Origin of the sequence: Flavobacterium sp. (genome assembly GCF_046155325.1) — a bacterium.
In the GTDB taxonomy this organism is placed as follows: domain Bacteria; phylum Bacteroidota; class Bacteroidia; order Flavobacteriales; family Flavobacteriaceae; genus Flavobacterium.
Genome location: NZ_JBJXDQ010000123.1, coordinates 17,104 through 30,603 on the forward strand (window position 1 = coordinate 17,104; position 13,500 = coordinate 30,603).

The window sequence follows — 13,500 nt, forward strand, 5'->3', positions numbered from 1 at the left end:
GCAGTTTGCAACATTATTTTGTTTGTAAACTGCGATTTTTTTATTTATTCAATTTTACAAGTGATAAAACTTCTGTAATATTTGCAAAGGAATAAAAGTTGTCATGTTCGATCTTGTGATCAATTCTTTCGTGGGCCCAAGTGGTATGAAACGGAATATGAACGGCGTGTCCGCCAATAGCCAAAACTGGCAAAACATCTGATTTCAGCGAGTTGCCAATCATAAAAAACTCTTCTGCTTGAATATCCAAGCGTTTAATCAAATCTGAATAATCTTTTTCTTGCTTGTCTGCCATCACTTCGATATGGTGAAAATAATGTCCCAAACCAGAATTATGTAATTTTCGGCGTTGGTCTAATAAATCGCCTTTTGTGGCAACAACCAACTTATAATTTCCATGTAATGCTTTTAATGTTTCTTCCACGCCGTCTAATAAAATTATCGGTTTATCGAGTAATTCCTTCCCGTATTCGATAATTTTTTGGATGACCTCAACAGAAATAGTGTTGTTCGAAATTCGCATCGCCGCCTCAATCATCGAAAGAATGTAGGCTTTGATACCGTAACCGTAGATTTCTAAATTGTCGATTTCGATTTTAAAAAGTTCTTGCGAAATTCCTTGATGCGACAAATAATCTTCCATCAAACCACAGAATTTTTGTTCCGTTTCTAGAAAATAGGTTTCGTTGACAAACAAAGTGTCATCGGCGTCGAAAGCAATTACTTTGAGGTTCATTTTAATATTTTTTAAACACGAATTTCACAAATTTTCACAAATTAAATCTGTGAAAATTTGTGAAATTTGTGTTATATAATTTTTTTTAATTTATCGTCTCTCCATTCGCAACTCCATCCGCATCTGGATTTACAAAAACCAATTTTCCTTCTGTATTGTTGGTCATCAAAATCATTCCCTGACTTTCCACGCCACGAAGGTTTCTTGGGGCTAAATTAATTAAAACCGTCACACGTTTTCCGATGATTTCCTCAGGCGAAAAACTCTCCGCAATTCCAGAAACGATGGTGCGAACATCAAGTCCAGTATCGACTTTCAAAATTAAAAGTTTATTTGCTTTTGGCATTTTCTCAGCTTCTAGAATCGTTCCAACACGCAAATCCATTTTGGCAAAATCATCAAACTGAATTAATTCTTTTTGTGGTTCCATAATTTTATTTTCAGCTTTGTTAGCAGTTTTTGTAGCTTCTAATTTGTCCATTTGTTTTTGAATTTCTTCGTCTTCAATTTTGGCGAAAAGCAATTCGGCCTCGCCAATTTTGTGTCCCGAAGGAATCAATTCAGAATTTTCGGAAACTGTTTTCCAATCAATTTTACTCTCTATTTTCAGAATTCTTGAAAGTTTAGTGGCTGTAAAAGGCAAGAACGGTTCGCAAAGAGAACTCAATGCTGCTGCAATTTGCAAGGCTACATACATCTGTGTTTGCACGCGTTCTGGATTGTCTTTTATTACTTTCCAAGGCTCTTCGTCAGCCAAATATTTATTCCCCAAACGGGCAACATTCATCAATTCGCCCAAAGCTTCACGGAATCTATATCGTTCTACAGAACTTGAAATAACTGCAGGATAGGCTTTTAATTCGGTTAAAACCTCGTTATCATAATCACTAAAGTTGTAATTTCTACCAGTAGCTTGCTCCCCCTTTGGGGGCTGGGGGGCTGGAACAATTCCCTCGTAATATTTATTGGTTAAAACCACTACGCGATTTATAAAATTACCAAAAATAGCCACTAATTCATTATTATTTCTCGCCTGAAAATCTTTCCAAGTAAAATCATTATCCTTAGTTTCTGGTGCATTCGATGTCAAAGAATAGCGCAAAACATCTTGCTGATTTGGGAATTCTTCTAAATATTCGTGCAACCAAACGGCCCAGTTTTTAGACGTAGATAATTTATTTCCTTCCAAGTTCAAAAACTCGTTTGCTGGAACATTATCGGGTAAAATATAACTTCCTTCAGCCTTTAACATCGCTGGAAAAATGATGCAATGAAAAACAATATTGTCTTTCCCGATGAAATGAACCAGTTTTGTATCCTGATCTTTCCAGTACGGCTCCCAATCTTTTCCTTCTCTTGCAGCCCATTCTTTCGATGAAGAAATATAGCCAATCGGCGCATCAAACCACACATATAATTTTTTTCCTTCGGCACCTTCAACCGGAACATCAATTCCCCAATCAAGGTCACGGGTTACGGCGCGAGGTTCTAAACCGCCGTCAATCCACGATTTTACTTGTCCGTAAACATTGGGTTTCCAGTCATTTTTATGTCCAATGAGAATCCATTCTCTCAAAAATTCATCGTATCTATCCAAAGGCAAAAACCAGTGTTTCGTCGATTTCATTACTGGAATTTCTCCCGTAATGGTTGATTTTGGATTAATCAAATCGGTAGCGTTTAATGTAGAACCACATTTTTCACATTGATCGCCATAGGCTTCTTCGTGTCCGCATTTTGGACAAGTCCCAACAACAAAACGATCTGCCAAAAATTGATCTGCTTTGGCATCATACAATTGCTCGGTCACTTCTTCGATAAAATCGCCTTTGTCGTATAATGTTCTAAAAAATTCCGAAGCGGTATCGTGGTGAATTTTAGCCGAAGTTCTAGAATAATTATCGAATGAAATTCCAAAATCCGAGAACGATTTTCGGATAATTCCATCATATTTATCGATTACTTCCTGAGGCGTAACCCCTTCTTTCTTGGCTTTCATCGAAATCGCCACACCATGTTCGTCGCTTCCGCAAACAAACAAAACGTCTCTTCCTTGCAATCTTAAATATCTGGAATAAATATCCGAAGGCACGTAAACACCTGCTAAGTGGCCAATGTGAATGGGTCCGTTTGTATAAGGCAATGCAGCCGTAATGGTATATCTTTTTGGATTCTGTAACATAATAGAATTTAATGAGCTGCAAAAATAAGATTTTTTATGGTAGGGACAAGTCGCGACTTGTCCGTACTTAAGTGAAAAATTCGTTTTGTGATTTTTATTTGGAGCTATTTCCCGCTATCCGTTACAATCTTTTGCTTTTTAAAGAAAAAAGCAAAAGGATTTCCACTGCTATCGGGGCTAGGGTATTTGTAGTTTCAATGGGGTTTCATTTTAATTTAATCCGTCTCTTTGTTTATATTTGTAAACAATAAATTATTGTAAAATATGCCAAAAGGACCTGACAAAAACACTAAAAATAAGGCTTTACATACCAAATTACTAAAACGAAAAAACTCTAAAATTCAAGAAGAGAAAAAAGAAAAAGCATTACGTTTAAAAGCTTTAGTAACAAAAATAAATCAGAAAAAGAGCAGTGACGATTTAAAAAAATAGGATTCCTAGATTGGTTAGTGAAGACTTTAAAACATAAAAAATTTACCTCAATGTGACAAAGTCCAAATATATTTTACAATCTTTGACCTTTAAAAACATTAATATGAGCAAAACAAAACTAACGATCAATAAAAACGGATCAATAAAAGTAGAAGGTGATTTTGAAATAATGGATCAAGATGGCAATGTTTATGGCCTAGAAGGAAGAACAGCATTGGGACTTTGTCGTTGTGGATTATCATCCAACAAACCATTTTGCGATGGTTCGCACCGTAATAATTTTGAATGTGATTCAAAAGCATTTGACTTACCACCATTGAAATCTAAATAAAGAAAAGGGTTCAACTTATATTTTAAAAGCTACATTTTAATTGATGTAGCTTTTTTATTTACTCGAATTTTTTGAAGCTTCCAGCCTTCAAAAGACTGGAAGCTTTGGAATCGAAATCTTAAAAACTTTGTCTCAATAGTATCAAACATTTACTTAAATTTGCGTTCTTTAAAGAGTTAAAAAAAAATCAGGATATGTTACAAATTGCATTTATTAGAGAAAATCAAGAAAAAGTAATCACCGCTTTGGCAAAAAGAAATATCGATGCCACCGCCGTTGTTCAAGAAGTGGTAGAACTAGACGAACGACGTCGCGCTACGCAAGTGGCTTTGGACGAAATTTTATCCGAATCTAATAAATTGTCCAAGGACATTGGAGAATTGATGAAAGGCGGCGAAAAATCAAAAGCCGCTATTCTCAAAGAAAAAACAGTGCTGCTCAAAGAAAAAAGCAAAGCTTTAGCTGAAAAAGCGGATATTCTTGCTGCAGAACTTCTAGAAAAACTATATACTTTACCTAATCTTCCCGCCGATATCGTGCCTTTTGGAAAAACTCCAGAGGAAAACCTGAACGTTTTCGAAGAAGGCGAAATTCCAGCTTTGCACGAAGGCGCGCAACCGCACTGGGATTTGGTAAAAAAATACGACATTATTGATTTCGAATTAGGCAATAAAATAACAGGTGCAGGATTTCCGGTTTACAAAGGAAAAGGAGCCAAATTACAGCGTGCCTTAATCAATTATTTTTTGGATAAAAATACAGCTGCAGGTTACAACGAAGTTCAAGTTCCGCACATGGTCAACGAAGCTTCGGCTTATGGAACGGGACAATTGCCGGACAAAGAAGGGCAAATGTACCACGACGCCACCGATGATTTGTACTTGATTCCAACAGCAGAAGTTCCGGTAACGAATTTGTTTCGGGATGTAATTTTAAGCGAAAACGAATTGCCTGTTTTAACCACCGCTTACACGCCTTGTTTCCGTCGGGAAGCGGGTTCTTATGGCGCTCACGTTCGGGGTCTGAACCGTTTGCACCAGTTTGACAAAGTCGAAATCGTGCGAGTGGAACATCCTGATAAGTCTTATGAAGCCTTGGAAGGAATGGTAGCTCACGTAAAAAGTATTTTGCAAGAATTGAAATTACCTTACCGAATATTGCGTCTTTGTGGTGGCGATATGGGTTTCACATCCGCTTTGACCTATGATTTCGAAGTGTATTCTACAGCACAAGAGCGTTGGTTAGAAATCAGTTCGGTTTCTAATTTTGAGACCTTTCAAGCGAATCGTTTGAAATTACGTTTCAAAGATAAAGACGGAAAAAACCAATTGGCACACACACTAAACGGAAGTTCATTGGCTTTGCCAAGAGTTCTAGCCGGAATTTTAGAAAATTACCAAACCGCGGAAGGCATTGTAATTCCTGAGGTTTTGCGAAGCTATTGCGGGTTTGATATTATTGACTAAATAATTAAACATATAAGTCATATAAGTTGGTCTGAGATTTTTTAAGACTGTTTTAAAAAACTTATATGACTTATATGGTTGATAAAACAAAGAATCAATGAAAAAACTCTTTCTACATATCGCCCTGTTTTCCTCCTTAGTTTGTTTCTCGCAAAATGAGCAATTGGCGCAATATTATTTTGACAAAGGCGATTTCGAAAAAGCCAAGATTAGTTTCGAAGAATTATTAAAATCATCTCCTCAAAACCCGCAGTATTTTCAAAAAACTATTGAGTGTTACCAGCAATTACAGCAATTTGGCATTGCCGAAAAAGCCATTCAATCACGACTAGTCAAATACAAACAAGCCAATCTTTTGGTCGAATTGGGGTATAATTTTCAGTTGCAAAAAAATGAAATTGCCGCCAAAAAGCAGTACGAGGAAGCCATAGAAATGATTAAAAAAAATCCAAACGAGGTGTATAACATTTCAAATATTTTCGAAAGAAAAGTGTTGTTAGATTATGCTTTAAAGTCTTACCAAACGGCAGTTCAACTAGTGCCAACTTTTAATTTTAATTATCAAATCGCCTTGCTTTATGGCCAACTCGGAAAAATGGAAATGATGATTTCTACTTTCCTAAACGAGGCTTTTGCTAATCCACAAAATTCAATACAAATTCAAACTCAACTAGCTCGATTTATTACTGACGATGGCGATGCTAATTTTAATGAAGCCCTAAGGAAAGAACTTATTTTAAGAACCCAAAAAAGTCAAGATATCTTTTGGAACCAATATTTGAGTTGGTTTTATGTACAACAAAAGGAATTTAGTAAAGCCTTTATTCAAGAAAAATCCATATACAAACGCAATCCCGAAACTCTTGATGGCTTTGTCAATTTAGGTGATCTTGCTATTGAGGAAGGAGACAATGAAATAGCCAAAGAAATTTTTGAATTTATACTCGAAAACACGAAAGACCTAGATTTGATTATTCAATCACAAAGCTATTTGATGAAAATGAAAATAGAAAAGGCTTCTGAAAAAGATTTTTCGGCTATCAATTCGGAATTAACCAATTTATTGAAGCAATATGAAGTATCTCAGTTAACACTATCATTGCAACTGATTCAGGCGCATTTTGTTGCATTTAATTTAAAAAAAGCTGAGGAAGGAAAAAGTATTATTACGAAGGCACTCGAGTTACAATTGAATGATTATGAAGTTGCAAAAACCAAAATGGAATTAGCAGATATATTACTTTTAGACGAAAAGTACAATCAGGCTTTACTCTATTATTCCCAAATTGAAGAGAATTTAAAAAACGACGTTGTGGCTCATGAAGCGAGTTTAAAAGCGGCTAAAACCAGTTATTTTCAAGGTGATTTTGTTTGGGCTTTAAAGCAGTTTAAGGAGTTGAAAGCGGCAAGTACTCAATTGATTGCTAATGATGCGTTAGAATATTTTTTATTAATTAATGACAATACCGTTGCCGATTCAACTCAAACTGCCTTGAAACAATTTGCCAAAGGCGATTTTTTGTTATATCAAAACAGAAATCAAGAAGCGATTGTCCAGTTTCAAGCAATTTTGAAAAGCTTTAAAACTAAAGAAATTGAAGCGGTAACGATGTTGCGTTTAGGAAAAATATACGAAAATAGGGGAGAAACTGCTTTGGCTTTAAGCCAATATCAAAGCATAATTACACAACATAGTGACGGAATTTATATTGACGAAGCCCTATTTTTTTCGGCAGAAATATACATTAAATTGCAACAAGCCGAATTGGCAAAACCACTTTATGAGAAAATAATCTTTAATCATCAAGATAGTATTTATTTTATTGAAGCTCGAAAGAAATATAGGCAATTGCGAGGCGATATAGCCCCCTAACCCCCGAAGGGGGAATTTCGAGTTGGTATTTATGGTGAATTGTTAATAAAAAATAAATTTAATCTTTAACCCTACTTACCCCTAGTAGGATTTCCCCCTTCGGGGGTTAGGGGGCTGATATGATTATTTACAACGTAACCACTAATATACACGAAAGCGTTCATGACCAATGGATGATTTGGATGCAACATAAACACATACCAGAAGTTTTAGCTACTGGAAAATTCTCTTCGGCTCGCATGGTTAGAGTTTTAATAGAAGAAGAAATGGGAGGGACAACCTATTCGGTTCAATATACAACCGATAGTAAAGCGACGTTAGAGCAATATTATCAAGAAGATGCACCAAAATTGCGAAAGGAAGGAGCTAAATTGTTTGGAGAAAAAATGCTTACATTTAGAACCGAGTTGGAAGTGATTTCGGAATATTAAAAAGTGTACCGTTGGGAAATAATTAGCCACAAATAACACGGATTGAACAGATTTGAACAGATCTTTAATATTGATATTCAGAAAAAAATCCGTGACGATTAGTAAAATCTGCTTCATCTGTGTTCCATTTGAATACAACATTAAAATTATAGAAAACAATAAATAACTTTTGCGCCTTCGCGGCTTTGCGGTTAAAAAAATAGTATGGAAAAAGTAAAAGCAAAAAAGCACCTCGGGCAACATTTTCTAAAAGATGAAAGCATCGCTAAGGCTATTGCAGACACTTTGAATCTTGAAGGCTATGAAGAAGTTTTAGAAATTGGGCCAGGGATGGGGGTTTTGACAAAGTATTTGTTAGACAAGCCCATTACGACTTATGTAATTGAAATCGACTCTGAATCGGTCGATTATCTGAACGAAAATTATCCAAAATTACATGAAAAAATAATCTCAAAAGATTTCTTAAAATACAATATAAAAGAGATTTTTGAGGATAGACAATTTGGCATAATTGGAAATTTTCCATACAATATTTCGACACAAATTGTATTTAAAACATTAGAATATAAAGACCAAATTCCAGAATTCGCAGGGATGTTCCAGAAAGAAGTTGCCGAAAGAATTTGCGAAAAGAAAGGAACCAAAGCCTATGGTATTCTCTCTGTTTTAGTGCAAGCTTTTTATGAAGCTGAATATCTTTTTACAGTAGACGAAAACGTGTTTATTCCGCCACCCAAAGTAAAATCTGGGGTGTTACGATTAAGGAGAAAGCATGATTACAGTTTGCCTTGCGGTGAAAAGCTCTTTTTTACGGTGGTAAAAACTGCTTTTCAACAACGAAGAAAAACATTGAGAAATAGTTTAAAAACATTAAATTTGTCCGATAATTTGAGAGAAGATGAAATTTTTAATCTTCGACCCGAACAACTTAGTGTTCAACAATTTATAGCATTGACCCAAAAAATAGAAGCCGATGGAGTTTAAAATCAGCAAGAATTTTTTTAAGGAATTAAAGAAATTCATTAAAGCCAAAAACAAAGTAGAATTAGATATTTTACTTAAGGATATGCACCATGCTGATATTGCTGAAATTCTTGAAAAACTGAATTTTAGAAATGCTATTTATCTATTTAAAGTATTAGATTCTGAGAAAACAGCCGAAGTTTTACTAGAACTGGACGAAGATTTAAGGGAAAAAATATTAAACCGACTTTCGCCAAAAGAAATCGCAGAAGAGCTTGACGAGCTTGAGACTAATGATGCTGCCGATATTATTGCAGAACTTTCCCAGAGTTTAAAACAGGAGGTAATTTCTGAGCTTCAAGATGAAGAACACGCCAAAGACATTGTTGATTTGTTGCGTTATCCTGAGAATACTGCTGGAGGTTTAATGCACAAAGAGCTAGTAAAAGTCAATGAAAACTGGAATGTATTGAATTGCATGAAAGAAATGAGAATTCAAGCAAAAAACATTTCAAGGGTACATTCGATATATGTAGTTGATGACGAAAATCTTTTATTAGGAAGACTCTCTTTAAAAGATTTATTGACAACATCCACAAAAACACCCATTAGAGAAGTTTATATTAAAAAATTGAATTTTGTAAATATCGAAACCGAAGATGTAGAGGTGGCTCGTATTATGCAAAAATATGATCTTGAGGCCATTCCCGTAATTGATGAGTTAGGTCGATTAGTAGGTCGAATTACCATTGATGATATTGTGGATGTAATCAAAGATGAAGCAAACGAGGATTACCAATTAGCGGCAGGTATCTCACAAGATGTAGAAGCCGATGACAGTATTATGGAGCTTACTAAAGCACGTTTACCATGGTTGGTTTTGGCACTTTTAGGAGGTTTTGTTTCGGTAAAAGTGCTTGGATTATTTGGCGGTGCCATGGAACAACACGGTAATCTTTTCTTTTTCACACCGCTTATTGCCGCGATGGCAGGAAATGTTGGCGTACAATCGTCGGCAATTATTGTGCAAGGTTTGGCCAACGGAACCCTAAGTGGTTCTTTGTTCAATAGATTAATAAAAGAAGTATCGCTCAGTTTATTTAACGGAGTCATTTTGGCAAGTATTTTATTCTTAGGAAGTCATTTTCTCTTAAACGTAGAGTTTATTATAGGTATTATTGTTACTATTGCCTTAGTTTCGGTAATTATTATCGCATCCCTTATAGGAACATTTGTACCATTATTGCTGGATAAATTCGATATAGATCCCGCATTGGCAACAGGCCCTTTTATTACCACAAGCAATGATATTTTTGGTATTCTTATTTATTTTACAATAGCAAGATTTATTTTAGGATTTTAAAAAAGCAAAAAATGAAAGTACACATCATCGGAGGAGGAAACCTTGGCGTTTCAATAGCATTAGGATTAGCTAAGTTTTCGAAGGACAATCAAATTACAATAACCCGAAGAAACACTTCGACTATCCTACATTTAGAAAAATTAGGGATTACGGTTTCAACGGATAATAAACACCAAATCCAAGAAGCAGATATTATCATACTGACTATAAAACCGTATCAAGTTACCACAGTTTTAACCGAAATTTTACCAGTAGTTACTAATAAAATTATTGCTTCTGGAGTAAGTGGGTTGTCTATTGAAGCCTTACAAAGCAAGATAGGAGAATCGAATAGTGCCATCAGGATCATGCCTAATATTGCTTCTCAATTTGGGGCATCAGCAACCTGTATTGCATTTAACGAAAAAGATAAAGACAATGCTCAAAAAGTAGTTACCTTGTTTCAAGATTTAGGGACAGCTCCCATTATTGACGAAAAATTAATGGATGCTGCTACAGTTTTGGCAGCTAGTGGAACTGCTTTTGCCTTGCGCTATATTCGGGCTTCGATGCAAGCCGGAATCGAAATAGGATTTGATTGGCAAACGGCATTAGCTATTTCTGCACAAACCGTAAAAGGGGCAGCCGAAATGATTCTAGAAGAAAACATTCATCCTGAACAACTAATTGACCGGGTAACCACACCTCAAGGCTGTACTATTGCTGGTTTGAACGAAATGGAAACACACGGTTTCAGTTCTTCATTAGTTCGTGGAATTAAAGCCGCTTTAAAGAAAATCAAGGGGTAAATAATATTTAGATTGCAGTTTTTAGTTTACAGTTTGCATATCCTCTTAAAATGAATAATCTCATATTTACAAACACAAAATCTGAAATCTGAAATCTGAAATCTGAAATCTTTATTTTGAACACCACCATAAAAATCCTCCATATCGATAGCAATCATCCATTATTAATGGAGCAATTGCAACATGCAGGATTTACCAACCACGAGGATTTTACTTCTTCGAAAGAAGTAATCGAAGCCAAAATTCATGATTATCAAGGCATTGTTATTCGAAGTCGATTCAAAATTGACAAAACCTTTTTAGACAAAGCTACCAATTTGAAATTCATTGCCCGAGTGGGTGCGGGTTTAGAAAGTATCGATTGCGATTATGCTTTATCCAAAAATATCCAACTTATTGCTGCTCCAGAGGGCAATCGTAATGCTGTGGCTGAACATACTTTAGGGATGATTTTATCTCTTTTTAATAATTTGAATTTAGCTGATAATGAAATAAAATCAGGATATTGGAATCGAGAAAGCAACCGTGGTCACGAACTCAACGGGAAAACCGTGAGCATCATTGGTTATGGAAATATGGGAAAATCCTTTGCCAAAAAACTGAAAGGTTTTGAGGTTGAAGTATTGTGTTATGATATTCAGGAAAACGTTGGCGATAGCAATGCTCGACAAGTTTCCCTCGAAGAATTACAACAAAAAACCGATGTTTTGAGTTTGCATATTCCTTGTACACCAGAAACAGATAAAATGATTAATACTGATTTTATCAATGCTTTTGCCAAATCTTTTTGGATAATTAATACTTCGAGAGGGAATAATGTTGTAACAGCCGATTTAGTTACTGCTCTAAAATCGGGCAAAATTCTTGGTGCTGGTTTAGATGTATTGGAATATGAAAAATTATCTTTTGAAAACCTATTTGTGTCATCCCGAGAGCAGTCGAGGGAACTTCCAGAGGCTTTTCAATATTTATTAGATGCTAAAAAGGTGATTCTGAGTCCGCATATTGCAGGTTGGACATTTGAAAGCCACGAACGATTGGCGCAAGTAATCGCGGATAAGATTAAAGAAAAATACAATAATTAGTTCTTTAATGCTTCCAGCCTTTTAAAGGCTGGAAGCATTACTATTAGTCACCTTCTTTTTCAGCTAATTTTCGTTCTAGTTCAGCCTGAAATTCTTCCATTACGGGTTTTACGGTACTCTCAGGAATATCGGCTATTCGAATGTACATTAACCCATCGACTGCGTTATTAAATAAAGGATCTACATTAAAAGCAACTACTCGTGCGTTTTGTTTGATGTATTTTTTGATTAATACAGGCAAACGCAAGTTACCAGGCTCTAGTTCGTCAATGATTTTATCAAACTTATTCAAATCAGCTTCGGCTTCATCAAATATAAAGTCTTTATCGGCATCTTTTAGTTTTACTTTGAACGCTTTCTTAGGATGAATATACTGCGCAATATAAGGGTCATAAAAGTTGGATTTCATGAATTCTATCATCAAGGACTTTGAAAAATCAGAAAATTGATTGCTAATACTAACTCCGCCGAGTAAGAATTTGTGTTCGGGATAACGCAGCGTAATGTGAATAATCCCTTTCCATAATAAGAAAAGAGGCATGGGCTTTTGTTGGTATTCTTTGATGATAAAGGCACGCCCCATTTCGATTGAGCGCTCAAGCATATCATGCAATTCTGTCTCAAATCTAAAAAGATCATTCAAATAAAAACCTTCTATTCCATATTTCGGAAAAATTTCAGAACCCAAACCCATTCTATAGGCACCAGCCACTTTTTTTGCATTATCATCCCATAAAAACATGTGGCGATAATGCTTGTCGAAGCTGTCAATATCAATTGATTCATTGGTTCCTTCGCCAACTTCTCTAAAAGTAATTTCACGCAAACGTCCTATCTCATGGAGTATATTGGGTATTTCAATTGCTTTGGCAAAAAACACCTCATAGTTCTTACTTTGCAATAATCTGCTATCGTTTTCTCGCAAAGCATTTATTTCATTAAGCATGTTGTCTTGGCATGCCGCAGTAACAATTTCTTTTGGGTTTTTAGGAAGTTTTAAAGTAGGTGTTTGTAGAAATGGCGTTTCTTTTTCGAAAGGATTCGCTAGCATATAGGTTTTCTTTCTTAAAAATTCTGAATAGTCATCAATTGTTACATATTCATTTTGTTCCGCTACCGAAATTGCTTTTCCAATTCGAACCTTCACAACTCTATTTTTCTGACTAAAAACTTCCGAAGGTAATTTAGCAGTTCGCATTGTATCTCCAATTTTAGAAAGCATATAAAACAACCAACTATTTTTAGCATGAAAATAAATTGGAACAACGGGAACTTGAGCCTTTCTAATTACTTTTATAGCCCCTTCTTCCCATGCTTTGTCTACAACCAGTTTGCCGTCTTTGTAGGTTGAAACTTCGCCTGCAGGAAACATTCCTAGTGGTTTTCCGTCACATAAATGCCTTAGGGTTTCCTTGATTCCAACCACACTAGATTTGGCATCTTTGTGATTTTCGAAAGGATTTACAGGCATAATGTATTTTTTGACGGGCTCAATTCTGTGCAAAAGAAAATTAGCAATAATTTTGAAATTAGGTTCTCTTTCGAGCATCAATTTCAATAACAAAACTCCATCTATTCCCCCTAGAGGATGATTGGAAATTGTGATATATGCTCCTTCTTTAGGCAAACGTTTTAAGTCTTCTTCGGGAATTTCGAACTTGATTTGTAAGTCGTCTAATATACCATTCAAAAAATCTAAATCTTTTAAATGTTTGTTTCGATTATATACTTTGTTTAAAGTTGAAATTTTAAGTACTTTCATAAGCATCCAGCCCAAAAAAGTACCCAAAACGCCATATTTGTCAGCTTTAATTACTTTTGCAACTTCTTTTGCGGTTACTAAACCCATT

The 13,500-nt window shown here is 35.4% G+C and carries 12 protein-coding genes; 9 read left to right on the forward strand and 3 right to left on the reverse strand.

Going from position 1 to position 13,500, the window contains the following annotated elements; all coding sequences use genetic code 11:
- Positions 1-40 precede the first annotated feature (40 nt).
- Both ACKVOD_RS08530 and metG read right to left on the reverse strand, forming a co-directional pair.
- Positions 41-736 (reverse strand): HAD family hydrolase, encoded by a 696-nt coding sequence (locus ACKVOD_RS08530; RefSeq protein ID WP_409209048.1) that lies wholly within the window; start codon positions 734-736, stop codon positions 41-43.
- A gap of 85 nt (positions 737-821) precedes the next feature.
- Positions 822-2,918 carry a methionine--tRNA ligase gene (gene metG, locus ACKVOD_RS08535; protein ID WP_409209049.1) on the reverse strand — a complete coding sequence of 699 codons (2,097 nt, stop codon included), beginning with the start codon at positions 2,916-2,918 and terminating at the stop codon, positions 822-824.
- A gap of 264 nt (positions 2,919-3,182) precedes the next feature.
- Here metG and ACKVOD_RS08540 point away from each other — a divergent pair, with 264 nt between their 5' ends.
- From ACKVOD_RS08540 to ACKVOD_RS08580, 9 genes are all read left to right on the forward strand, one after another.
- Positions 3,183-3,350 carry a hypothetical protein gene (locus ACKVOD_RS08540; protein WP_409209050.1) on the forward strand — a complete coding sequence of 56 codons (168 nt, stop codon included), beginning with the start codon at positions 3,183-3,185 and terminating at the stop codon, positions 3,348-3,350.
- A gap of 103 nt (positions 3,351-3,453) precedes the next feature.
- A complete protein-coding gene (locus ACKVOD_RS08545) occupies positions 3,454-3,681 on the forward strand; it encodes a CDGSH iron-sulfur domain-containing protein (protein ID WP_409209051.1) in 228 nt (75 codons plus the stop codon).
- A 194-nt stretch (positions 3,682-3,875) separates the two neighbouring features.
- A complete protein-coding gene (serS, locus tag ACKVOD_RS08550) occupies positions 3,876-5,147 on the forward strand; it encodes a serine--tRNA ligase (RefSeq protein WP_409209052.1) in 1,272 nt (423 codons plus the stop codon).
- Positions 5,148-5,244: 97 nt separating this feature from the next.
- A complete protein-coding gene (locus ACKVOD_RS08555; RefSeq protein ID WP_409209053.1) occupies positions 5,245-7,020 on the forward strand; it encodes a tetratricopeptide repeat protein in 1,776 nt (591 codons plus the stop codon).
- A 119-nt stretch (positions 7,021-7,139) separates the two neighbouring features.
- Complete coding sequence (locus ACKVOD_RS08560) at positions 7,140-7,451, forward strand: DUF4286 family protein (RefSeq protein WP_409209054.1); 312 nt, start codon at positions 7,140-7,142, stop codon at positions 7,449-7,451.
- Positions 7,452-7,655: 204 nt separating this feature from the next.
- Complete coding sequence (gene rsmA, locus ACKVOD_RS08565) at positions 7,656-8,435, forward strand: 16S rRNA (adenine(1518)-N(6)/adenine(1519)-N(6))-dimethyltransferase RsmA (RefSeq protein ID WP_409209055.1); 780 nt, start codon at positions 7,656-7,658, stop codon at positions 8,433-8,435.
- Positions 8,425-9,777: a magnesium transporter gene (mgtE, locus tag ACKVOD_RS08570; protein WP_409209056.1), complete on the forward strand. Its 1,353-nt coding sequence runs from the start codon at positions 8,425-8,427 to the stop codon at positions 9,775-9,777. Before rsmA ends, mgtE begins: the two co-directional genes overlap by 11 nt.
- 11 nt (positions 9,778-9,788) lie before the next feature.
- The gene (proC, locus tag ACKVOD_RS08575) at positions 9,789-10,565 is read left to right on the forward strand and encodes a pyrroline-5-carboxylate reductase (RefSeq protein WP_409209057.1); all 777 of its coding nucleotides are present in this window, start codon (positions 9,789-9,791) and stop codon (positions 10,563-10,565) included.
- Between the two features lie 167 nt (positions 10,566-10,732).
- The gene (locus tag ACKVOD_RS08580; RefSeq protein ID WP_409209074.1) at positions 10,733-11,650 is read left to right on the forward strand and encodes a 2-hydroxyacid dehydrogenase; all 918 of its coding nucleotides are present in this window, start codon (positions 10,733-10,735) and stop codon (positions 11,648-11,650) included.
- 43 nt (positions 11,651-11,693) lie between these two features.
- Here the strand turns inward: ACKVOD_RS08580 and ACKVOD_RS08585 are convergent, their stop codons facing one another.
- Positions 11,694-13,499, reverse strand: coding sequence for a GNAT family N-acyltransferase (locus tag ACKVOD_RS08585; protein ID WP_409209058.1), 1,806 nt, complete (start codon positions 13,497-13,499; stop codon positions 11,694-11,696).
- Position 13,500: the final 1 nt, after the last annotated feature.